Annotated in this window: 19 protein-coding genes and 1 pseudogene; 13 read left to right on the top strand and 7 right to left on the bottom strand. The window is 68.0% G+C overall.

All coding sequences use genetic code 11. The annotated features are described in order from the left end of the window. The first annotated feature begins 46 nt into the window (after positions 1-46). On the top strand, positions 47-1150 hold the full coding sequence (locus tag AC1DFC_RS22160; protein ID WP_478180005.1) for a BMP family ABC transporter substrate-binding protein: 1104 nt from the start codon (positions 47-49) through the stop codon (positions 1148-1150). A gap of 122 nt (positions 1151-1272) precedes the next feature. Here the strand turns inward: AC1DFC_RS22160 and AC1DFC_RS22155 are convergent, their stop codons facing one another. Further along, positions 1273-2154: a LysR family transcriptional regulator gene (locus AC1DFC_RS22155; protein WP_413331933.1), complete on the bottom strand. Its 882-nt coding sequence runs from the start codon at positions 2152-2154 to the stop codon at positions 1273-1275. A 103-nt stretch (positions 2155-2257) separates the two neighbouring features. Here AC1DFC_RS22155 and AC1DFC_RS22150 point away from each other — a divergent pair, with 103 nt between their 5' ends. The 6 genes from AC1DFC_RS22150 (at position 2258) to AC1DFC_RS22125 (ending at position 8527) form a co-directional block, all read left to right on the top strand. Continuing rightward, positions 2258-2863 carry a short chain dehydrogenase gene (locus AC1DFC_RS22150; RefSeq protein ID WP_007832795.1) on the top strand — a complete coding sequence of 202 codons (606 nt, stop codon included), beginning with the start codon at positions 2258-2260 and terminating at the stop codon, positions 2861-2863. After that, entirely contained in the window at positions 2860-3846 is a 987-nt protein-coding gene (locus AC1DFC_RS22145; protein WP_007832797.1) for an NHL repeat-containing protein, read from the top strand. The genes AC1DFC_RS22150 and AC1DFC_RS22145 overlap by 4 nt, the downstream gene beginning before the upstream one ends. A gap of 76 nt (positions 3847-3922) precedes the next feature. Further along, positions 3923-5209, top strand: coding sequence for a guanine deaminase (gene guaD / locus AC1DFC_RS22140; protein ID WP_478180004.1), 1287 nt, complete (start codon positions 3923-3925; stop codon positions 5207-5209). A 162-nt stretch (positions 5210-5371) separates the two neighbouring features. Beyond that, positions 5372-5938 carry a dCTP deaminase gene (dcd, locus tag AC1DFC_RS22135; RefSeq protein WP_015866656.1) on the top strand — a complete coding sequence of 189 codons (567 nt, stop codon included), beginning with the start codon at positions 5372-5374 and terminating at the stop codon, positions 5936-5938. 109 nt (positions 5939-6047) lie between these two features. Beyond that, on the top strand, positions 6048-6932 hold the full coding sequence (gene ypfJ, locus AC1DFC_RS22130) for a KPN_02809 family neutral zinc metallopeptidase (RefSeq protein WP_478180003.1): 885 nt from the start codon (positions 6048-6050) through the stop codon (positions 6930-6932). Between the two features lie 131 nt (positions 6933-7063). After that, positions 7064-8527, top strand: coding sequence for a DEAD/DEAH box helicase (locus AC1DFC_RS22125; RefSeq protein ID WP_007837321.1), 1464 nt, complete (start codon positions 7064-7066; stop codon positions 8525-8527). Positions 8528-8563: 36 nt separating this feature from the next. Here the strand turns inward: AC1DFC_RS22125 and AC1DFC_RS22120 are convergent, their stop codons facing one another. The 5 genes from AC1DFC_RS22120 to AC1DFC_RS22100 all read right to left on the bottom strand — a co-directional run bounded on the left by AC1DFC_RS22120 (position 8564) and on the right by AC1DFC_RS22100 (position 13363). Beyond that, the gene (locus tag AC1DFC_RS22120) at positions 8564-8785 is read right to left on the bottom strand and encodes a hypothetical protein (RefSeq protein ID WP_007837319.1); all 222 of its coding nucleotides are present in this window, start codon (positions 8783-8785) and stop codon (positions 8564-8566) included. Positions 8786-8920: 135 nt separating this feature from the next. Beyond that, positions 8921-10546, bottom strand: coding sequence for a rhodanese-related sulfurtransferase (locus tag AC1DFC_RS22115; protein ID WP_478180002.1), 1626 nt, complete (start codon positions 10544-10546; stop codon positions 8921-8923). Then, a complete protein-coding gene (locus AC1DFC_RS22110) occupies positions 10543-11148 on the bottom strand; it encodes a cysteine dioxygenase family protein (protein WP_478180001.1) in 606 nt (201 codons plus the stop codon). The genes AC1DFC_RS22115 and AC1DFC_RS22110 overlap by 4 nt, the downstream gene beginning before the upstream one ends. Beyond that, entirely contained in the window at positions 11145-12125 is a 981-nt protein-coding gene (locus tag AC1DFC_RS22105; protein ID WP_478180000.1) for an ABC transporter substrate-binding protein, read from the bottom strand. The genes AC1DFC_RS22110 and AC1DFC_RS22105 overlap by 4 nt, the downstream gene beginning before the upstream one ends. Continuing rightward, on the bottom strand, positions 12122-13363 hold the full coding sequence (locus tag AC1DFC_RS22100; protein ID WP_478179999.1) for an acyl-CoA dehydrogenase family protein: 1242 nt from the start codon (positions 13361-13363) through the stop codon (positions 12122-12124). The genes AC1DFC_RS22105 and AC1DFC_RS22100 overlap by 4 nt, the downstream gene beginning before the upstream one ends. A gap of 110 nt (positions 13364-13473) precedes the next feature. Here AC1DFC_RS22100 and AC1DFC_RS22095 point away from each other — a divergent pair, with 110 nt between their 5' ends. The 6 genes from AC1DFC_RS22095 to AC1DFC_RS22070 all read left to right on the top strand — a co-directional run bounded on the left by AC1DFC_RS22095 (position 13474) and on the right by AC1DFC_RS22070 (position 19661). Then, entirely contained in the window at positions 13474-14484 is a 1011-nt protein-coding gene (locus tag AC1DFC_RS22095; protein WP_478179998.1) for an ABC transporter substrate-binding protein, read from the top strand. A gap of 31 nt (positions 14485-14515) precedes the next feature. After that, the gene (locus AC1DFC_RS22090; RefSeq protein ID WP_007837309.1) at positions 14516-15634 is read left to right on the top strand and encodes an LLM class flavin-dependent oxidoreductase; all 1119 of its coding nucleotides are present in this window, start codon (positions 14516-14518) and stop codon (positions 15632-15634) included. 145 nt (positions 15635-15779) lie between these two features. Further along, complete coding sequence (locus tag AC1DFC_RS22085) at positions 15780-16598, top strand: class II aldolase/adducin family protein (RefSeq protein ID WP_007837307.1); 819 nt, start codon at positions 15780-15782, stop codon at positions 16596-16598. Between the two features lie 14 nt (positions 16599-16612). After that, positions 16613-17584 carry an ABC transporter substrate-binding protein gene (locus AC1DFC_RS22080; RefSeq protein ID WP_478179997.1) on the top strand — a complete coding sequence of 324 codons (972 nt, stop codon included), beginning with the start codon at positions 16613-16615 and terminating at the stop codon, positions 17582-17584. Between the two features lie 360 nt (positions 17585-17944). After that, entirely contained in the window at positions 17945-18643 is a 699-nt protein-coding gene (locus tag AC1DFC_RS22075) for a fumarylacetoacetate hydrolase family protein (RefSeq protein ID WP_413331941.1), read from the top strand. 97 nt (positions 18644-18740) lie between these two features. Then, positions 18741-19661 carry a helix-turn-helix transcriptional regulator gene (locus AC1DFC_RS22070; protein ID WP_007837300.1) on the top strand — a complete coding sequence of 307 codons (921 nt, stop codon included), beginning with the start codon at positions 18741-18743 and terminating at the stop codon, positions 19659-19661. A gap of 43 nt (positions 19662-19704) precedes the next feature. On the opposite strand, the pseudogene AC1DFC_RS22065 reads toward AC1DFC_RS22070, so the two are convergent. Beyond that, positions 19705-20231: pseudogene (locus AC1DFC_RS22065) on the bottom strand (hypothetical protein); the annotation flags it as partial.

The following is a 20231-nucleotide window of genomic DNA, read 5'->3' as shown; positions in this document are numbered from 1 at the left end:
GGCCGGCTGCGGGTTGTGCTTTTCCGGGGCCATGTAGAGGAACACCATGTACAAAAACCTCGTTGGCCGCGCCGTTCTGGCGTGCGCTGCCGCCTGTTTTTTCTTTTCTCCCGCCTTTTCGCAGACGCAGTCGCCCAAAGCGCCGCTGAAGATCGGCTTCGTCTACGTCACGCCCGTCACCGATGCCGGCTGGGTGCGCCAGCACGAGGAAGGCCGCAAGGCCGTCGATGCGGCGCTGGGCGGCAAGGTCCAGACCACCTACGTCGAGAACGTGGCCGAAGGCGCCGACGCCGAGCGCGTGATCCGCGACCTCGCGCAACAGGGCAACACGCTCATCTTCACGCCGAGCTTCGGCTACATGGAGCCGACGCTGAAGGTGGCGAAGGACTTCCCCGAGGTGAAGTTCGAATCGATCACCGGCTACAAGACCGCGCCCAACGTCGCGACCGCCAATGCGCGCTACTACGAGGGCCGCTACCTCGCGGGCATCGCGGCCGGCCGCATGACGAAGACCAACATCGCCGGCTACGTCGCGGGCTTCCCGATTCCCGAGGTGCTGCAGGGCATCAACGCCTTCGCGCTCGGCATGCGCTCGGTGAATCCGGCTGCGAAGGTCCACGTGGTGTGGCTCAACGAGTGGTTCGATCCGCCGAAGGAGCGCGACGCCGCGATGGCGCTGTTCGACCGGAACGCCGACGTGGTGGCCTTCCACACCGGCTCCACCGCCGTGATGGCCGCGGCGCAGGAGCGCGGCAGGATGGCCGTTGCCTATCACTCCGACATGCGCAAGATCGCGCCCGACGCGCAGATCGTCGCGGTCACGCACCAGTGGGGCGGCTACTACACGCAGCGCGCGAAGGCCGTGCTCGAAGGCAGTTGGAAGAGCGGCAACCTCTGGGGCGGCGTGAGGGAAGGAATGATCCGCGTCGGCGACTTCGGCACCAAGGTGCCCAAGGCCGTGCAGGACGAGGTGCTGGCGCGGCAGAAGGACATCGCGGCCGGCAAGCTGCAGCCGTTTCGTGCGGTGGCCGCCGACGTGCGCGACAACGAGGGCCACGTCGTGGTTGCCAAGGGCGCGCAGCTCAATGACGAGCAGATCCTGAAGATGAACTGGCTGGTCGAGGGTGTGCAGGGGCGGGTGGCCCGTTAACGGGCTTGCGGGCCGACGGCGTTGCCCGTGGCGATGGAGCTTCGGCGCAACAGGGTCTTGATGCGCTGGCGAAGCGGCGCAGGTGTCACCGCTGACGTCATTTATCAGTAGAACGCGGATCTTCAGCCCAGCCGCTCGACCACAAAGTCCACGAAGGTCCGCAGCTTGGCACTCGGCCGCGCTTCCGGCAGCCGCATGATGTGCACCTGCCGCGTGGGCAGTTCCCATCCGGGCAACAGCCGCACCACCTGGCCCGAGGCGATGGCGGGCCCGAGCAGCGCGTCGGCCTGCACGATCACGCCTACGCCGGCCATGGCTGCGGCCAGCAGGGCCTGGCCGTTGTTGGTGGTGAGCGGGCCGCGCACGGGCACATGCACCGTCTTGCCCTTGCGCGTGAAGCGCCATGCATGGTCCGGCCCCCAGGTTGCGAAGCCCAGTAGCGGAAATGCCTCCAGGTCGGATGGGTGCTTGGGTTGCCCGTGGCGTGCGACCCATTCGGGGCTGGCCACCGCGTACATGCGCGACAGCGCCAGCGGCCTTGCAATGAGCCGTTCGTCGACCGCGGCGCCCGAGCGGATGCCGCAGTCGAAGCCTTCCTCCGCGAGATCGACCACGCGGTCGTTGAGGCTCAGCTCCACCTTCACCTGCGGATAGGCGGCGATGTACTCGCCGATCACGGGCGTGAGCCGGTGCGCGCCATACGCCACCGGCGCGGTCACGCGCAGCACGCCCTGCGGCATGGCGCGCAGCGACTCGGCCACGCCGTCGGCGATGTGCACGCTGGAGAGCACGTCGCGGCAGCGCTCGAGATAGGCGGCGCCGATTTCCGTGAGCGAATGGCGGCGCGTGGTGCGCTCCAGCAGGCGCGCGCCGAGCTGTTCTTCGAGCGCGCGGATGTGCTTGCCGACCATCACGGCCGACAGGTCGAGCGCCTCCGCGGCCGCAGCGAAGCTGCCGGCATCCACCGTGGCGACGAAGACTTCCATGGCGCGCAGCTTGTCCATATTGAAAACCTAAAGTTTCGAATGACCGAACCGGACGGCAATTTATCAAATTGATGGTTCGCAAAACAATGGCCGCCTGTTCATTCAATCCGGCGAGGTTTTCATGAGAGTTCTGGTTGTGGGCGCGACAGGCGCCATCGGCAGTGCGGTGGTGCAGGCACTGGCCGAGCGCCACCACGAGGTGATTCGCGCAGGCCGCACGCGTGGCGATCACCAGGTCGACATCACGAGCGACGCGAGCGTCGAGGCGCTGTATGCGGCGGTCGGTCGGGTCGATGCCATCGTGTCGGCGGCGGGCGGGCTGTTCTTCGGGCCGCTGAACGAGATGCGGCCGGCCGACTTCAACGTCGGCCTGCAGGACAAGCTGCTCGGCCAGGTGCGGCTCGCGCTGCTGGGCCAGCATGTGCTGACCGACGGCGGCTCGATCACGCTGACCACGGGCATCGTGGCGGACGAGCCGATCCGCCACGGCGCGAATGCCACGGCGGTCAACTCGGCGGTTGAAGGCTTCGTGCGCGGCGCTGCCATCGAACTGCCGCGCGGCATCCGCATCAACGTGGTGAGCCCGACGGTGCTGGCCGAGTCGCTGCCGCTGTACGGGTCGTTCTTTCCGGGTTTCGAGTCGGTGTCGGCGGCGAAGGCTGCGCAGGCCTACATCCGCAGTGTCGAAGGGCCGCAGACGGGACGCGTATATCGCGTGTGGCAATGACGCGGGCGCGCACACTGCTGCTCGGGGCGTTGCTTGCGTACGTCGCGGCGACGGCCTCGGCCGCCCCGCCCGCCGTACAGGCCCTGCCCGACGACTGGTATCCGGAAAGCGTCGCCATCGGCCCCGACGGTGCGTTCTACGTCGGCAGCTGGCGCGAGGGCGCGGTCGCGCGGCTGAAGCCGGGCGTCGCCCCGAAGGCCGAAGTGCTGGTGCAGCCCGGCGCCAACGGGCTTGCGAACGGGCAGGGCGTGCTGGTCGATGCGAAGCGGCGGGCGTTGTGGATCTGCTCTGGCAACAGCGGCTTCACCACAGTGCCGCAGACGCCGAGCGCGCTCAAGCGCTACGACTTGGCCACCGGCGCACCGCATGCCAGCTATGCGATGCCCGACAACGGCTACTGCAACGACCTCGCCCAGGACGCGCGCGGCAACCTCTACGTGACCGACTCCTTTCACCCGCGCGTGCTGAAGCTCGCGCCGGGCGCCGCCGCGCTCGCGGTCTGGAAGGAAGACCCGGCGCTGGCCGGCCCGGGGCCCTACAAGGGGCTGAACGGCATCGCCATCGACGGCGGGCGCGATGTCTACGTGAGTCTCGTGGCCGCGGCGTCCTACGTGCTGCGCATCGGCCTGGGCGCCGACGGCAATGCGGGGGAGGTCACGCGCATCGAAGCTCCGCGCGTGCTGAAGAACGTCGACGCGATCCGCGCCTGGAAGCCGGGCCGGCTCGTGCTGTTCGAAAGCAATGCCTTCGGCGAGGGCCCCTATGGCGGCCAGGTCACCGTGGCGCGCGTCGACGGTGCAAGGCTCGGCCTGCAGACGGTGGTGGCGGGGCTCAACGACCCGTCGTCCGGCGCGGTATGGGGCAACCGCGTCTATTTCATCGAGTCGAAGTATTCGCTGCTGACCAAGCGCAAGGACGGCGACGGGCCTGTGCCGACCGGCGTGCCCTTCGACATCCAGTCGCGTGCACTGCCAGCACGCTGAGTGCATTCCGCATATAGCACTCATACGCGCGTGGAAATCGTGGGCCGGCGGGGCTGGATTACCCTCCCTACCCACGATGAAAAAAGCCTACCGCGCCTCCCTCCTGCGATTCGATGCCGCCGGCCAGCCCGTTTTCGATGAAGACGGGCTGCTGGTCGTCGCCCCCGACGGCACCGGCCGCCAGCGCGTGCTCGATGCCGGCAGCCATGCCGCCGTCGAGCCGCGCCATCCCGATGCGCACACGACCCACCTGCCCGGGCGCATCCTCGCGCCGGGGTTCGTGGACATGCACATCCACTTCCCGCAGACCGACATCATCGGTTCGCCCTCGCCGGGGTTGCTGCCCTGGCTCGAGAACTACACCTTCCCGGCCGAAAGCAAATTCGCCGACCCTGCACATTCGAACGAAGTGGCCGACGTGTTCTTCGACGAACTGCTGCGCAACGGCGTCACCACCTCGCTGACCTTCGCGACCTCGCACGTGGCCTCGGTCGACGCCTTCTTCGAAGGCGCCCAGCGCCGCGGCCTGCGCATGATCACCGGCAAGGTGCTGCAGGACCGCAACTCGCCCGACGGCGTGCGCGACGAAACCGAGCAGAGCCTGATCGATACCGAGGCACTGATCCGCAAGTGGCACAACGTCGACCGCCTGGGCTATGCCATCACGCCGCGCTTCGCGCCCGCGAGCACCGAAGCCCAGTTGCGCGGCGCGGGCGAACTGGCCGCGAAGTACGCCGACACCTGGATTCAGTCGCACGTGGCGGAGAACCGCGACGAAGTGAAATGGGTGCGCGAGCTGTATCCGAAGGCGCGTTCCTACCTCGACGTGTACGCCGGCTTCGGCCTGATGCGCGAGCGCGCCGTGTACGCGCACTGCATCTACCTCGACGAGGCCGACCGCGAGCTGCTGCGCGAGACGAAGACGGCCGCGGCCGTGAGCCCGACCAGCAACCTGTTCCTCGGCAGCGGCTTCTTCGACTTCGGCGCGGCCGACCGCGTGGACTATCCCTATGGCCTGGCCAGCGACGTGGGCGGCGGCACCAGCTTCAGCCCCTTCCACACCATGATGGCGGCCTACTACGTCGGCCGTGAAGGCCAGACCAAGGCCGGCCTGAGCATCGCGCCCTCGGAACTCTGGTGGCGCCACACCGGCGGCGCGGCGCGCGCGCTGGGGCTCGACGGCGTGGTCGGCAACCTGCAGCCGGGCTGCGAAGCCGACTTCCTGGTGCTCAATCCGGCGGCCACGCCGCTGCTGGCGCGCAAGACGAAGCTGGCGAACACGCTGGAAGAAATGCTCTTCGCGATGATCGTGCTGGGCGACGACCGGTTGGTCGAGCGCACGGTGATTTCGCAGGCTGGCTGAGGCCTGAGAGGGCGAACCCGCCCATGCCACAATCGCCGACCCAGCGAGCGCGGCGAAACCTTTTCCAGGAACACCGCGGAACCGGCTTTGCCGGGCCGCTGGTGTTGCCCCTTGAGGGGTTGGCGTAGCGACACGAAGTGCGCGAAGACTGGGGTGTTTTCAATGTCTATTAAGAGCGACAAATGGATCCGGCGCATGGCCGAGCAGAACGGCATGATCGAGCCCTTCGAGCCCGGCCAGGTGCGCGAGGCCGCAGGCCACAAGATCATCAGCTACGGCACCTCGAGCTATGGCTACGACATCCGGTGCGCGCCTGAATTCAAGGTCTTCACCAACATCCACAGCACCGTGGTAGACCCGAAGAACTTCGACGAGAAGAGCTTCGTCGACATGCACGGCGACTACTGCATCATCCCGCCCAACAGCTTCGCGCTGGCGCGCACCGTCGAGTACTTCCGCATCCCGCGCAACGTGCTGACCATCTGCCTGGGCAAAAGCACGTACGCGCGCTGCGGGATCATCGTCAACGTCACGCCGTTCGAGCCCGAATGGGAAGGCTACGTGACGCTCGAATTCAGCAACACCACGCCGCTGCCCGCCAAGATCTACGCGGGCGAGGGCTGCGCGCAGGTGCTGTTCTTCGAGAGCGACGAGGTCTGCGAGACCAGCTACAAGGACCGTGGCGGCAAGTACCAGGGCCAGCGCGGCGTCACTCTGCCAAAAACCTGACGTATTGCCGGCCGGCCGCTGACGGCCGGTTACCCTGGGGGTCGCCGGGACAAGTACCATCCTGCGAACGCCGGCAAATCCTCCTGCAATGGCCGGCAAGGAGACTGCGATGAGATGGGAAGGCAACGAACAATCGGACAACGTCGAAGACCGCCGCGGTGAAGGTGGCGGCGGTGGGGGCGGCTTCATTGGCGGGCGCAGCATCGGCATCGGGACCATCGCGGTCGCGCTGATCGCGGGCTGGGTCTTCGGCATCAACCCGCTCACGGTACTGAGCCTGCTCAGCGGCGGTGGCGGTCCGGCCCAGGTGCAGCAACAACAGCAGGGACCCGCGCCCAAGCCGCCGTCCGGCGACCGCGAAGCGGCGTTCGTCTCGACGGTGCTCAAGAACACCGAGGTCGTGTGGACGGCCGTATTCCGGCAGAACGGCGGCACCTACCACGCACCGCGCCTCGTGCTGTTCCGCGATGCCACGCCCACGGCCTGCGGCACGGGGCAGTCGGCGATGGGGCCGTTCTACTGCCCGGGCGACCAGAAGGTCTACATCGACCTCGGCTTCTACGACACGCTGAAGAACCAGCTCGGCGCGCCGGGCGAGTTCGCGCAGGCGTACGTCATTGCGCACGAGGTCGGCCATCACGTGCAGGACGAACTCGGCATCACCGCCAAGGTCGACGGCATGCGCGGCCGACTCAGCCAGACGCAGAACAACGCGATGAGCGTGCGCGTCGAGCTGCAGGCCGACTGCTTCGCGGGCGTGTGGGCCCACCATTCGCAGGAGTCGAAGAAATGGCTCGACCCGGGCGACATCGAGGCCGCGATGAATGCTGCGCAGAAGATCGGCGACGACGCTTTGCAGCGTTCCGCGGGCCGTGCGGTGGTGCCCGACAGCTTCACCCACGGATCGAGCGCGCAGCGCCAACGGTGGTTCGGCTCGGGCTATCAAAGCGGCGACATCAAGACCTGCGACACTTTCAATGCACGCAGCCTTTGAGTTGCATGTCCCCGAATACCCCGTCGATGCTGGCTGGATTGCTATTGAATAAATAGCAACTCCATGGGCGCGGGCGTTGTCATGCCGAAGTCACTGCCGTTTTTTGCGGCAATGCGACAATAGCGGGCTCAATGACAAGCTCCTTCTCCAATTTGATGCTGGCGGAACCGCTGGCGCGCGCCGTGGCCGAAATGGGCTACGAGACCATGACACCGATCCAGGAGCAGGCCATTCCGGTCGTGCTCTCGGGCCAGGATGTGATGGGCGCCGCCCAGACAGGCACCGGCAAGACGGCGGCGTTTTCGCTCCCGCTGCTGCAGCGCATGCTCAAGCATGAAAACGCCTCGACCTCTCCGGCGCGGCACCCGGTCCGGGCCCTCGTGCTGCTGCCCACGCGCGAACTGGCGGACCAGGTCGCGCAACAGGTCAAGCTGTACGCCAAGTACACCAACCTGCGCAGCACGGTCGTGTTCGGCGGCATCGACATGAAGCCGCAGACGCTGGAACTGAAGAAGGGCGTCGAAGTGCTGGTGGCCACGCCGGGCCGGCTGCTCGATCACATCGAAGCCAAGAACGCGGTGCTCAACCAGGTCGAATACGTCGTGCTCGACGAAGCCGACCGCATGCTCGACATCGGCTTCCTGCCCGACCTGCAGCGCATCCTGAGCTACCTGCCCAAGCAGCGCACCACACTGCTGTTCTCGGCGACGTTCTCGCCTGAAATCAAGCGCCTCGCCAGCAGCTACCTGCAGAACCCCGTCACCATCGAAGTGGCTCGGCCGAACGAAACGGCTTCCACCGTCGAGCAGCATTTCTACAGCGTGGGCGACGACGACAAGCGCCGTGCGCTCAAGCAGATCGTGAAGCAGCGCGGCATCACGCAGGCCTTCGTGTTCGTCAACAGCAAGCTCGGCTGCGCGCGCCTCGCACGCTCGCTGGAGCGCGATGGCCTGCGCACCACCGCACTGCACGGCGACAAGAGCCAGGACGAACGCCTGAAGGCCCTCGCCGCGTTCAAGGCCGGCGAAGTCGATCTGCTGGTGTGCACCGACGTCGCGGCACGCGGCCTCGACATCAAGGACGTGCCGGCGGTCTTCAACTTCGACGTGCCGTTCAACGCCGAAGACTACGTGCACCGCATCGGCCGCACCGGCCGTGCCGGCGCTTCGGGCCTCGCCGTGAGCTTTGCCAGCGGTGGCAACGATGCGCGCCTGGTGGCCGACATCGAGAAACTGATCAAGAAGAAGATCGAACTCGAGCCGGTCGAATTCGAGGAAGACCGCCCGCGCGGCCGCATCAACGACGGACGCCGCCACTGGCGCGAAGAAGGCGAAGCCGGCGACGCACGAGATGTGCTCGACCAGCCGCGCGAACGCCGCGAAGCCGAAGCCCGCCGCGGCGGTGGACGCCCGCACCGCGCGCCGTCGGCGCCGCGCGATCCGTTCTTCGACAAGCCCTACGAGCCCGGCGAGCCGGACGCCACGCCCGCCTGGGAAGCTGCCGCCAAGGCAGCCACGCCCGCGCGCGGCATCTCCAGCAACATCAAGTCCAAGCGAAAGGTCGCGGCGCTGTTCAAGAGCGCCGAGCCGAGCTAGCTGGCCTGGCTGCGCAGCGGCGTCAGCCGCCGCAGCTCAGCGCCATCCGCGGTGCCAGCCGTATTGCGGGTGGCGCCAGCCCCAGCCGTAGCGCGGGTGGTAGGCCCATGTGAACCCGACGCCGGGCGACACGTACGTCGGAGCGACGTAGGCCACGCCCGGAGGCGCCGCATAGACGGGTTGAGCCGGCGCAACCACGCAGCCGGTCAGGGTGGCTGCCAGCGCGGCAGCGGACAGGGCAAGAACAGGAAATCTCATGGCAAAGCTCCTGGGACGAGTTGTTGTCGATATGAATCTCCAACGCCTTGCCGCTTAGCCGGATGACGGCCTTTACCCTGGCGACACAGTGTCACCGGCGTGTCGAAATCCTTTCAAAATGCTTTCTTTCGCGGGTCAGATCACGTTGAAGTGATGCGAGCCATCGCGTCCCAGCTGTGCGACCAGGCCGTACTCCCAATCGAGGTAGGCCTGCATCGCTTCGGCGGAGGCGTCAGTGCCCTCATAGGGGCGGCGATAGCGGTCGGTGCGTGCGGTCGCGAGGCGCGTCTCGCCGGTCTCCGCTTCGAGGCCTGCTGCGAACCAGGCCGCGTTGCCACCCTCCAACACGCGCACCTCGACGTCGCCCTCGCCGCGCGCGTCGAGCAGGGCGCGCAGGTCGGCTGCGGCATAGCGGGCGAGCAGGCTGCTGCCGCAGGTCAGCACGTAGCGCTGGGCGGGTGGAATGACGGCGTCGAGCGCCCGCGCGAGTTGTGCGCGGATCGCGTACCAGGCGCCCGGAATGTGGCGCTTCACGTAGTTCGCGCTGGTGGTCACGTCGATCACCGCCGTGCCGGTTTGCTGCTGCAGCAACACCGCGAGTTCCTTCGGTGCGATCTCGCCCACGGCAGCGGCGACAGCTGGATAGGCGCTCGCCGGTGCCGCTGTTTCGGTGAACGCCGCAGCCGTCGGCACCACTTCCGGCACGTAGGCCTCCCACCCCATCTGCGCGAGCCATGAGGCGCTCATCGAAGCGCGCACGCCATCGTCGTCCGCCAGCACGATGCGCGCGCCGCGCACCGGCACCTGGTGATCCGTTTCCTGCACCAGTTGTCCGCCGGGTGCGCTGGCAAAGCCGGGCAGGTGGCCCGCCGCATATTCCTCAGGCGTGCGCACGTCGAAGCGGTACACGGTGCGTCCGGGCGTTTCGAGCGTTTGCAGGGCGTCGAGTGCAATGCGGCGCACGCCGGCCAGATCGGCCACGCGCCTTGCATCGGCCTGCGCCTGCGCGCGATGCGCCGGCGACACCGCAACGGGCGCCTGCCGGTCCGCGCCATGGTCCAGCACCTGTCCCGCGAGCTTCCATCCGATCGTGCCATTGCGAAGCGCCGCCACCGGGTTCGGAATGCCCGCATTCACCAGCGACTGCGTGCCGATGATGCTGCGCGTGCGCCCCGCGCAATTCACGATCACCTGCGTGGCCGGATCGGGTGCCAGCTCGCGCACGCGCAGCACCAGCTCCGCGCCCGGCACGCTGGTGGCCGAGGGAATGCTCATCGTCCGGTATTCGTCGAAGCGGCGCGCGTCGAGCACCACCACGTTGGCCTTCGCATCGACCAGCGCTTTCACCTCGGGCGCAGAGAGCGAGGGCGTGTGCCGCTCGTGCTCGACCAGCTCGCCGAATGACTTGCTCGGCACGTTCACGTCGCGATACAGCTCGCCGCCCGCCTTGCGCCAGCCTTCGAGGCCGCCTTCGAGCAGGTGCACGTTCGTGTAGCCCAGCGCGGCCAGCGTGTTCGCGGCCGGCGGGGCAAGGTCGGCGCCGCCGTGCTCGCCGTACAGCACGATCAGCGTGTCGAGCCGCGGAATGCGCCGCCAGGCCTCTATCTCGACGCGCGAGAGCGGCAGGTTCGCAGCCCACAGCGGGTGTTCCTGTGCGAACGGATCTTCCTCGCGCACGTCGAGCAGGGCGATTTCTTCGCGTGCGATGAGCCGCGCGCGCACGGCGGCGAAGGGAAGGGTGGGAAAGGAGGCAGTCGTCATGCGGTTGTCGAAGAAGATCCGAGTTCGGCGCAGCGGTCCCACAGGTTGGGCAGCAGCGCATTGGAGTATCCGGAGACGAAGGGCTTGCGGCCGCCCTGCGCCGGGTAAGTATGCCGCCGCACGGCGCCGATGTTCGCGCCGTAGACGTGGATGCTGATCGATACGCGGTCCGCATGCGCGTTGTGAACGCGGTGCAGGTCGCCGACGGTGGGCGACACGGCTTCCACGTCACCGGCATCGAGCCGCACCGCTTCGCCTTGCGGCTGCGCACGGCCCTGCGCGTCGAGCGCATGGCCCTGGCTGTACTCCGCGCCGCGCAGCATGCCGATCAGTCCCCACACCGTGTGGTCGTGCACCGGCGTGGCCTGCCCTGGTCCCCACACGAAACTCACGACCGAGAAGCGCTCGGTGCTGTCCGCGTGCAGCAGGAATTGCTGGTAGCGCACCGGGTCGGGTTGTGCAAAGGCCTCGGGCAGCCAGTCGTCGCGCGCCACCAGCGTGCGCAGCAGCGTGCCGCCTTCCGAAAGAATGCGGGGCTCGTCGGGCGCGCTGTCGAGCAGCCGGCCGAAGGCACCGACGAATTCGCGCAGCGGCGCGATCACGCCGTGCGCTTCCAGACGCTGGTGTCCGTGATCGCGCGAACGTCGACGCGCACCGGCAGGATGCCGTCGCGCGCCGAGCGGTCGGCCACAGCCTGCAGCGCGACGATGTCCGCCTCGCTCACCGGCCGGCCCGCCACGGACGCCCGCGCCGTGATGATGCGAGAGGACTCGATCGGAAGCCGCGTGAGCTGGCTGTAGGCCTGCGCGTAGGCCTCGGGGTTGGCCAGCGCCCAGTCGCCCGCGCGGGCCAGCCGGTCCAGAAACTGCACGATGGCCGCGCGCCGGGCGGGGTCTGCCAGCGAATGTTCGCTCGCGGTGATGAAGCCCAGGGCGGTATTGATGCCGCGCCCGTCGCGCAGGATGCGCCCGCCCTGCTGCAAGGCGATCGCGTAGTACGGATCGAAGATGGCCCACGCATCGATCTGCTTCGACGCGAAGGCGGATGCCGCATCGGTCGGCAGCACGAACTTCACCGTCACCTCGCTGCGCGGCACGCCGGCTTCTTCGAGCGCACCGTACAGCTGGTACTGCGAGATGCTGCCGCGCGCCGAGGAGACGATCACCGTCTTGCCGCGCAAGTCGGCCACGCTGCGCAGCGGCGAATCAGGCTGCACCACGATGCCCAGCGAGTCGGCCTTGCCGACGCGCGTGGCGACGATCTTCAGCGGCGTCTTTCCGACGGCCGCGGCCAGCACGGGCAGGTCGCCGGCCATGGCCGTGTCGACCGCCGCGCTGCGCTGCGCCTCGAACAGCGGCGCCGCGCCCTGGAAGTTGGCCCAGCGGTAGGCGAAGGGTGCGCCTTCGAGCGTGCGCGAGGCCTCGAACAGCGAGCGCAGGCCGCCGGCCTGGTCGCCGAGCACCAGCGTGGTCTGTGGTTGTGCGAGGGCGCGCAGCGAACCGGCTGCAGCCAATGAGAGGGCGGCGCCTTGCTTGAACCAATCGCGGCGCGAAGCTTTCGGGAAGGGCAGGGATGTCATGCGGCGACTCCCGGCGACAGCAGCGCACGCTTGCCCGCCGCGACCAGGATTGCGTCGTTCTGCGGCGTGTGGATGCGGCTGCACAGCACGTCGCGGTAGTGCCGCTCCAGCGGGTTCTGCCGCGTGAGGCCGTGGTTGCCGCTGAGCTGCAGGGCCAGCTCGACCGCGCGGACCGCGTTGCCCGTCACCGTGTACTTGAGCAGGCCGCTGTCGGCGGCCGTCGGTGGATGGCCATGATCGACAGCGGCGGCCGCGTCGTCGAGCAGCACGCGGTTGGTTCGCAGCAGCGCCTCGATTTCGCCCACGTGCTCCTGCACGCGCGGCAGGCTCGCCAGCGGCGCGCCGAGGCTGCCGGGCGCGCGCTGGTTCAGGAAGCCCACCAGCCAGTCGCGCGCGGCCGTCGCTACCGCGTCGTAGAGGCTGCCGAGCAGCACCGTCATCCATGCCTGTTGCGTGGCATGGGCGTCGATGTCGGTCTGGCTGCCCGCGTCGGGCGCCCAGTCGGTCGGCGCGCGCAGGTCTGCTGCATGGTCGAGGCCGATGGCGACGTTCTCGAACACCACCTCGTGGCTGCCCGAGGCGCGCAGGCCCAGGTGGTCCCAGCTGGGAATCACGCGCACGCCGGGTGCTTCGCGCGGCACCAGGAACACGCCGGTGCGCGGCGTGGCCTCGTCGGTGCGGGCCCACACCGCGAGCCAGCTCAGGCCCTCGATGCCTGTCGTATAGAGCTTGTGGCCATCGATTTTCCAGCCGCTGCCCTCGCGCCGCGCGACCGTGGCCGGCAAGCCGCCGCGGGCGGGCGAACCCAGTACGGGCTCAACCCGCAGCGCATTGATCAGCGCGCCGTGCGCCACCGCATCGCGCGCCACGCGTTCGCGCAGCTGCGGCGGCCAACGGCTGTCGGTGCGCGTCAGCGCGTGGTGCTGCAGATAGGTCATCGTGAGGATCAGCGCCGTGGCTGGCTCGCCGCGCGCCACGGCCGCGATCACCCGCCGTGCCGTTGCCAGCGTGGCGCCACCGCCGCCGTGTTCGGCGGGGGCGACGAGCCCGATGAGCCCCTGCGCCTGCAGCGCCGCGAAGTTCTCGCGCGGAAAGGCGCCACTGCGATCATGGTCGGCCGCGGTGGCGGCGAACTGCGCCGACAGCCGCGCCAGGACCGCGGCATCGACGGTGGCGGGTGGGGGAGGCGATGGTTCTTCAGGCGTGGCCGGCGCGCGGCGCAAGGGGAGTGCACTCATGGTGCCCAGACGTTAGCGGGCCGCCTGCCGCCGGGAAACGACGCATCCCGCATATGCAAACTCGTTTTTCTGCGTTCGCTTCCGCTGCCCGCCTGGTTACGGTTCGGTGGATGAAAACAGACTTCCTTTTCGACCGGCGCCGCCTGCTGCAAGCCGCCGCCGCGTGGGGCACGGCTGCAACCGCCGGAGCAGCGGGCCTGGCCCAGGCTGCGTCGCCGTCGCGCGACCTGTCGGGCGTCACGCTGCGCGTGGGCACCTACAAGGGCCTCTGGCGGCCGCTGCTCACCGCTTCGGGCCAGGCCGACACGCCCTACAAGATCGATTGGCGCGAGCTCAACAACGGCGTGCTGCACATCGAGGCCATCAACGGCGATGCACTCGACCTGGGCTCGGGCAGCGAGATTCCGCCGGTGTTCGCGGCGCGGCAGAAGTCCAGCGTGAAGCTGGTGGCCGTGACGCACGAAGACCTGAACAACCAGGCCACGCTGGCGCGCAAGGATGCACCCATCCGCAGCATCGCCGACTTCAAGGGCAAGCGCGTAGGCTACGTGCGCGCCACCACTTCGCACTACTACCTCGCCAGGCAACTGGCCGAAGCGGGCCTGTCGTTCAGCGACATCCAGGCCGTGAGTCTCACGCCGTCGGACGGCCTCTCGGCCTTCGCGCGCGGTGACCTCGATGCCTGGGCCATCTATGGCTACAACGGCCAGTTGGCACGCACGCAGTACGGCGCGCGGGTCATCAAGACCGGCGTGGGGTATCTCTCGGGCAACTTCCCCATCTACGCCAATCCGCGCGCGCTCGACGATGCATTGCGCCGTGCCGCGCTGGGCGACCTGCTGCAGCGACTGCAACGCTCGTTCGCGTGGATCAACGGCAACTTCCTGGCCTACGCCCGCGCGCAGTCGGCCGAAACGCGCGTGCCCGTGGGCGACATCGTCGAGCTCTTCAACCGCCGCAGCGGTGAGTACAGCCTCGGCCCCGTCAGCGATGCGGTCGTGCGCAGCCACCAGGACGTGGCCGACACCTTCCTGAAGATCGGCGTGCTCGACGGTCCGGCCGACGTCAAACCGCTGTGGGACCGCAGCTTCGAGAGCGTGCTGCGCCTGCCCGCCGCCTGACATCCACTTTCCATTCACGAGGACAAGAACCATGAGCCAGCAACACCAGGACGGCGTCGAATTCATCGGCATGATCCAGGGACAGAAGGTCTCGGAGATCCACGCCGCCAACGGACCGTCGCTCGACCGCGACTACGTGCGCGCCTTCGCGCAGGCCCACGAGAAGGCCGGCTTCGACCGCGTGCTCGTGCCGCACCACTCGACCAGCCCCGACGCCACGCTCACGGTGGCTTACGCCGCCTCGGTCACGGAGCGCATCCACTTCATGCTCGCGCACCGCCCCGGCTTCGTCGCGCCCACGCTGGCCGCGCGGCAGTTTGCCTCGCTCGACCAGTTCAGCGGCGGTCGGCTTGGCGTGCACTACATCTCGGGCGGCTCCGATGAGGAACAGCGCCGCGACGGCGACTGGCTCGATCACGACCAGCGCTACGCCCGCACCGACGAATACCTCGAGGTGCTGCACAAGGTATGGACGGCCGACAAGCCCTTCGACCACGAGGGCGCGCACTACCGCTTCCAGAACGCCTTCTCCGAAGTCAAGCCGGTGCAGACGCGCAGCGGCAAGCCGCACGTGCCGGTGTATTTCGGCGGGGCTTCCGAGGCCGCGATTCCGGTCGCGGGCAAGTACGCCGACGTGTACGCGCTGTGGGGCGAGTCGCTCGACCAGGCGCGCGAGCTCACCACGCGCGTGCGCGCCGAGGCGGCGAAGCATGGGCGCGGCGTGCGCTTCTCGGTGTCGTTCCGTCCGATCCTGGCGCAGACCGAAGAGGCCGCGTGGGCGCGCGCGGAGAACATCCTGGCGGAGACCAAGCGCCTGCGCGTGGTGCAGGGCTACAACCGAGGCGGTCCGCAGCAGAGCGAAGGCGCGAAGCGTTTGCTGGCCGCGGCCGAGAAAGGCTCGCGGCTCGACAAGCGGCTATGGACCGCAGTGGCACAGGAGATCGGCGGCCGCTCGAACAGCACAGCGCTGGTCGGCACGCCGGAGCAGGTGGCTGATGCGCTGCTCGACTACTACGACCTGGGCGTGACGACCTTCCTGATCCGCGGCTTCGATCCGCTGGAGGATGCGCTGGACTATGGGCGCGAGCTGATTCCGCGCACGCGGGAGTTGGTGGCGCAGCGCTCGGCTTCCGCCCGCAAGGCCGCCTGACTCTTCTTTCTCCCGCCCCCCTGGGGGAGGGCAGGGGTGGGGGCAAGCGGCGTTCAACACCGTCATGGCTTCGAAGCCGTCGAGCCCCCATCCCAACCTTCCCCCAGAGGGGGAAGGAGCAAAACCGAACACCAAGGAATCTCCCATGAGTGCCGTTCTTTCCATCGACCGCCACGCGTCGCTGAAGCTCAACCCGAACCCGCAGCAGAAATACTGGTTCGACCCCATCCCTGCGCGCCCCACCGTCCAGGCCGAGCGCCGCCATCGGCAGGAGCGCCTGGCCGGCGCCTTCCGCCTGTTCGCGCGCTTCGGCTTTGCGCAGGGCCTGGCCGGCCACATCACCGCGCGCGACCCCGAGCTGAGCGACCACTTCTGGGTCAACCCGCTCGGCGTTCATTTCTCGCGCATCAAGGTGTCCGACCTGCTGCTCGTCAATTCGAAGGGCGAGACCGTCATTGGCGACAGGCCGCTCAACAAGGCCGCCTTTGCCATCCACGCCGCGATCCACGAGCACAACCCGAAGATCGTTGCGGCTGCCCACACGCATTCGACCTACGGCAAGGCCTGGTCCACGCTGGGCCGCAAGCTCGACACCCTCACGCAGGACAGCTGCGTGTTCCACGATGACGTGGCGCTGTTCGACGATTTCACCGGCATGGTGGTCGACACCAGCGAGGGCGACCGCATCGCCCAGGCGCTGGGCGACCGCAAGGGGGCCATCCTCAGGAACCACGGCATCCTGACGGCCGGGCCTACGGTGGAAGCCGCTGCGTGGTGGTACATCGCGCTCGACAACGCCTGCCACACGCAACTGCTCGCCGAAGCCGCCGGCAAGCCGCAGCCCATCGACGAAGAAACCGCGCGCCACACGCACAGCCAGATCGGCGGACCCGACGGTGCGATCCATTCCTTCGACAGCCTTTACGAAGGCCTGCTCGAAGCCGAGCCCGAACTCCTGCTGTGACGACGGGCAATGCCATGAACTTCAGCACATCCATTGTCCGCGGTTCCCGCCGCCGGTTTCTCGTCCAGGGGGCATCGATTGCCGCCGCTGTCGCTCTGCCGGGAGCGGTTGCCGCACAGGGTCGTCCGGTGCTCAAGGCCGGCGACCAGAAGGGCGGCCTGCGCGCGCTGCTCGAAGCGGCGGGCGGGCTCGAAGGCCTCGGTTACGACATCCAGTGGTCGGAGTTCCCGGCCGCGGCGCCGTTGGCCGAAGCACTCAATGCCGCTGCGGTCGATTCGGGCCCCATCGGCGACGCGCCGCTGATCTTCGCGCTGGCGGCGGGCACGCGCGTCAAGGCCATAGGCGCGAACCGCTCCGACTCCTACGGCACGGCCGTGCTGGTGCGGCCCGACTCACCGCTGAAGACCGCCGCCGACCTCAAGGGCAAGAGCATCGCGACGAACCGCGGCTCCATCGGCCACTACGTCACGCTGAAGGCCATCACCTCGGCCGGCCTCAAGCCCGAGGACGTGAACATCCGGTTCCTCGCGCCCGCCGACGCCAAGCTCGCACTGACGCAGGGCTCGGTCGACGCCTGGGCCACGTGGGAGCCGTACACCGCATTGGCCGAGGTCAGCCATCATGCGCGCGTGCTCGTCAGCGGGCGCGGCCTGCTGCCGGGGCTCAGCTATCTCGCGGCCACCGACAGCGCCATCGTGTCGAAGCGGCCCGTGCTGCAGGACTTTCTGCAGCGCGTGGTGAAGGCGCAGCTCTGGTCGTACCGCAACGTCGACGCCTACTCGGCCTCGCTGGCGCGCATCGTCGGCATTCCGCCCGAGGCGGCGAAGCTGCAGTTCGAACGCCGCCAGCAGAAGTGGGTGGCCATCGACGCGCAGGTCATCGCCGACCAGCAGGGCACGGCGGACTTTTACCGGCAGTTCGGGCTTATCAAGCAGCCGCTCGACGTGAAGGGGACCTTCGATACGGGGTTCGGTGCGGCTGGGTAGCAAATCGTGCAGTAGCTGTTCAGGGCGCGATCCCGCCGACGGGGCACCTTGCTCCGCGAATGTCCCCGCCCTTCGGGCTCCTCCTTTATTTCGCTGCGCAAGGCACCCCATCGGCGTGATCGTTGGACAGAGCGGTCGTTGATCAGCGGTGCACCCAGAGCGTGCCCTGTGCGCAGGGCACCGGGTGCTCCCCGCAGCGAAATAAAGGAGGAGGCCGCAGGCCGGGGGACATTCGCGGAGGGGAGTACCCGGTGGCCTGTGCACGCACCCCGGAAAAAACCGAGATGAAACCGTAGCTGAGTCCAAGACTCGCATAGATGCGTCCCCAAGGCGTAGGGCGGTGCTGGCTAGAGTCGTCGAATGACTACCGACACTCTTTACGCCATTCCCCCCGCGCCCGTTCATTCGCTGCCCATCCAGGGCGAACGCGCGCGCTTCCCGGTCAACCGCATCTTCTGCGTGGGCCGCAACTACTCCGAGCACGCCCGCGAGATGGGCCACAACCCCGACCGCGAACCGCCGTTCTTTTTCATGAAGCCGGCCAGCGCCATCGTGGCCGATGGCAACGAGTTCGCGTACCCGACGCTGTCGAACGACGTGCACCACGAGATCGAACTCGTGGTCGCGCTCAAGACCGGCGGGTCGAACATCGCCGCCTCGGCCGCACTCGGCCATGTGTATGGCTACGCCGTCGGCCTCGACATGACCCGCCGCGACCTGCAGGGCGAGGCCAAGAAAATGGGCCGCCCCTGGGACACCGGCAAGGCCTTCGACGGCTCCGCGCCCTGCGGCGAACTCGTGCCCGTGGCCAATGCCGGCCACCCCGCGACCGGCGAGATCCGCCTCGAAGTCAACGGCACGCAACGCCAGGTCGGCGACCTTGCCGACATGATCTGGAACGTGCCCGACACCATCGCCTACCTGTCGACACTGTTCACGCTGCAGCCCGGAGACCTGATCTTCACGGGCACCCCGGCCGGCGTCGCCGCCGTGCAGCGGGGCGACCGCATGCGCGGCACGGTGGCGGGCGTGGGCGCGCTGGACGTCGCGGTCGTCTGAGCTTGAGGACGGCCTGCGCATCGAGCCGGGCCGGCCTTCCGGACCGCGAGTTGGCGTACCCTCGCGGGCAGACGCCTGCCGACCCGCCCGTTCTCCGATGCGCACCTCTCCTCCCCCCACGTCCGTCCGCACCTACGGCATGCACGAGCGTGCCGACCACCTCGACTTCGACATCCGCTTCCAGGGTGCGCGCAACGAGCTCACGCTGCCGCACCGGCACGCGTACTTCCAGATCCAGATCGGCATCGAGGGCAGCTCGCAGCAGGCCATCGGCGGCGAGGTGCGCCCCTTCGGCCCGCGCCACCTGAGCTTCGTGCTGCCGTACCGGGTGCACGTGATTCCGCATCCGCCCGATGCGCTGTACTGCATCGTCAACTTCGACCAGCGCTTCCTGTGGCCCGAACTCGAGGTCGACGCGCTCGACCTCGACGACGTGTCGCTCGCGCGCTACCCCGATCTCGCGCCCTTCCTGTTCCAGGAGTACGTCGACTTCGCCTTCGACGAGGCCGACTTCGCCCGCGTGCGCGGCTGGCTCGACGAGCTGCACGCGCTGAACGCGGGCCGCAGCTTCGGTGCCAAGATCGCGATGCGTGGCATCGTGCAGCAGATCATCGCCCTGGCCTGCATGCGGCAGGAGCAGGCGCTGATGCGCCTTTCGCTGCAGCACAACGGGAAAACCTCGCAGCGGGACGCGTTGCAACGCGTGGTGCGCTACGTGCGCGACAACCTCGACAAGCCACTGTCGCTGACCGATGCCGCGGCCGCTGCGTTTCTCTCGCCCAACTACCTCGCCAACCTGCTGCGCAAGGAAACCGATCGCACATTCACCGACCTGGTTACCGAGCGGCGCATCGAGCGGGCGAAAGAATTGCTGTCCTCCACCTCGCTGCTGGTGCGGGAGATTGCGCACCAGTGCGGGTTTACCGACGAGGCGTATTTCAACCGGCGCTTTCGTCAGTGGGTGGGGAGTACGCCGCGCAACTTTCGGCGGGAGCATGTGGTGAGCAAGCGAGGGTGATTCGCACCGAGGACGTGCCTATGTGCAACTGCTCGCAGTTGCTTCACTTCCTGTTTGGCATTGCTTCCTGTACCGCTTCGGCCGTTCCCCATCGCTGCAAGAACTCGATCTCATCGGCCTTGCTCAGCTTGCCTTGGGCCCGATGGACGAACGCCGTCATCACGGCGCCCGTTTGCACGGGCTTCTCTTCAGGTTCTCCCATTCCACTGTCGCTTTCCCATTCCTTCGGAAATCTGGGCCACGAGCAGGTCACCTGACTGAGCATGTGATACATGGTTTCCATCACGCCCGGACGTTGTTCCAGTCTGTACTGGCTGGGACTGGGCTTGCCGCAATAGGTAGTGTGTTGCTGCTCTATTCGTTCGGGGATGCCCTCCTGGCCAGGACCGCATTCCATGTAGCGGCGGATGTACTCCCATAACGGGGCCGCGTCCTGCTGCATGGGCAATGTCGGGCCAACGAAGATGGCGTCTTCGCCCTTGGCAAGCGGGTCGGCTGCATCAAGCGGTGGGTGGTAGAGGATGAGCGAGTAGTAAGCAGCCTTGCCGGGCGCACCATTCTTTCTGGCCA

Source organism: Variovorax sp. 10L421, from assembly GCF_056395365.1.
Note: the sequence above shows the minus strand (reverse complement) of the source record. Positions and strands in the feature narration are given on the sequence as shown.

What these genes read in the sequence shown, in the direction of transcription:
- AC1DFC_RS22160 (WP_478180005.1), top strand. Translation starts at nt 47, where the DNA reads ATGTACAAAAACCTCGTTGGCCGCGCCGTTCTGGCGTGCGCTGCCGCC.
- AC1DFC_RS22155 (WP_413331933.1), bottom strand. Translation starts at nt 2,154, where the DNA reads ATGGACAAGCTGCGCGCCATGGAAGTCTTCGTCGCCACGGTGGATGCC.
- AC1DFC_RS22150 (WP_007832795.1), top strand. Translation starts at nt 2,258, where the DNA reads ATGAGAGTTCTGGTTGTGGGCGCGACAGGCGCCATCGGCAGTGCGGTG.
- AC1DFC_RS22145 (WP_007832797.1), top strand. Translation starts at nt 2,860, where the DNA reads ATGACGCGGGCGCGCACACTGCTGCTCGGGGCGTTGCTTGCGTACGTC.
- guaD (WP_478180004.1), top strand. Translation starts at nt 3,923, where the DNA reads ATGAAAAAAGCCTACCGCGCCTCCCTCCTGCGATTCGATGCCGCCGGC.
- dcd (WP_015866656.1), top strand. Translation starts at nt 5,372, where the DNA reads ATGTCTATTAAGAGCGACAAATGGATCCGGCGCATGGCCGAGCAGAAC.
- ypfJ (WP_478180003.1), top strand. Translation starts at nt 6,048, where the DNA reads ATGAGATGGGAAGGCAACGAACAATCGGACAACGTCGAAGACCGCCGC.
- AC1DFC_RS22125 (WP_007837321.1), top strand. Translation starts at nt 7,064, where the DNA reads ATGACAAGCTCCTTCTCCAATTTGATGCTGGCGGAACCGCTGGCGCGC.
- AC1DFC_RS22120 (WP_007837319.1), bottom strand. Translation starts at nt 8,785, where the DNA reads ATGAGATTTCCTGTTCTTGCCCTGTCCGCTGCCGCGCTGGCAGCCACC.
- AC1DFC_RS22115 (WP_478180002.1), bottom strand. Translation starts at nt 10,546, where the DNA reads ATGACGACTGCCTCCTTTCCCACCCTTCCCTTCGCCGCCGTGCGCGCG.
- AC1DFC_RS22105 (WP_478180000.1), bottom strand. Translation starts at nt 12,125, where the DNA reads ATGACATCCCTGCCCTTCCCGAAAGCTTCGCGCCGCGATTGGTTCAAG.
- AC1DFC_RS22100 (WP_478179999.1), bottom strand. Translation starts at nt 13,363, where the DNA reads ATGAGTGCACTCCCCTTGCGCCGCGCGCCGGCCACGCCTGAAGAACCA.
- AC1DFC_RS22095 (WP_478179998.1), top strand. Translation starts at nt 13,474, where the DNA reads ATGAAAACAGACTTCCTTTTCGACCGGCGCCGCCTGCTGCAAGCCGCC.
- AC1DFC_RS22090 (WP_007837309.1), top strand. Translation starts at nt 14,516, where the DNA reads ATGAGCCAGCAACACCAGGACGGCGTCGAATTCATCGGCATGATCCAG.
- AC1DFC_RS22085 (WP_007837307.1), top strand. Translation starts at nt 15,780, where the DNA reads ATGAGTGCCGTTCTTTCCATCGACCGCCACGCGTCGCTGAAGCTCAAC.
- AC1DFC_RS22080 (WP_478179997.1), top strand. Translation starts at nt 16,613, where the DNA reads ATGAACTTCAGCACATCCATTGTCCGCGGTTCCCGCCGCCGGTTTCTC.
- AC1DFC_RS22075 (WP_413331941.1), top strand. Translation starts at nt 17,945, where the DNA reads ATGACTACCGACACTCTTTACGCCATTCCCCCCGCGCCCGTTCATTCG.
- AC1DFC_RS22070 (WP_007837300.1), top strand. Translation starts at nt 18,741, where the DNA reads ATGCGCACCTCTCCTCCCCCCACGTCCGTCCGCACCTACGGCATGCAC.